The sequence below is a fragment of the Stenotrophomonas sp. YIM B06876 genome, from assembly GCF_030711595.1.
Lineage (GTDB): Bacteria > Pseudomonadota > Gammaproteobacteria > Xanthomonadales > Xanthomonadaceae > Stenotrophomonas.
In genome coordinates, this window is the sequence record NZ_JAUJUJ010000445.1 from 1 (window position 1) to 654 (window position 654).

The 654-nt window shown below is 66.1% G+C and carries 1 protein-coding gene; it reads right to left on the reverse strand.

Annotation, left to right across the window (positions count from 1 at the left end; translation table 11 throughout):
* Positions 1–410: transporter substrate-binding domain-containing protein (locus QZH66_RS17855; protein ID WP_305807149.1), on the reverse strand; the 410-nt coding region annotated here is incomplete at its 3' end.
* Positions 411–654 lie beyond the last annotated feature (244 nt).

A 654-nucleotide genomic window follows, 5' to 3' on the forward strand; every position in this document is an offset into this window, starting at 1 on the left:
TTGACCGGCACGATGAAGCCCTGGCCGTCGTAGTAAGTGACGACGGTCTGGTTCAGGCCCAGCGAGGCGTCGCGCGTGAGCGTGAACGTGGTGTTGCGCGAGAGCACGTCGATCTCGCCCGACTGCAGCGCGGTGAAGCGCTGCTGCGCCGTCAGCGGCACGTATTTGACCTTTTCGGCGTCGCCCAGCACGGCAGCCGCCGTGGCACGGCAAATGTCCACATCCAGCCCCGACCACTTGCCCGTGGAATCCGCCGCCGAGAACCCGGCCAGGCCGGTGTGGACGCCACACACCACCTGGCCGCGCGACTTGATGCCGTCGAGCGTCTTGCCCGCGTGGGCCGGCAAGGCAAGCATGGTGGCTGCGGCGGCTACCGCGGCGGCGGCTAATTTGAGCTGGGTGATCTGCATGCGCGTTCTCCAAGGGTCTCAGTGAAACATCGCAACAGCGCACCGGCAGGGTGCGCTGTTGCGCCGAGACTCGACCTTAACGAAAGCCCCCGCAGGCCCGCATCGGGGTTTACACGCGCACCGCAGCCCTGCCGCCTTGGGCTGCCAGGCATCTGGCAAAAAAACCGCTAATGCCCACCAGGCAAGCGCTTACAGCTATCAATACCCGAGCTTCAGCCCTGTCGCGCAGCGTCGACCAGGCGCT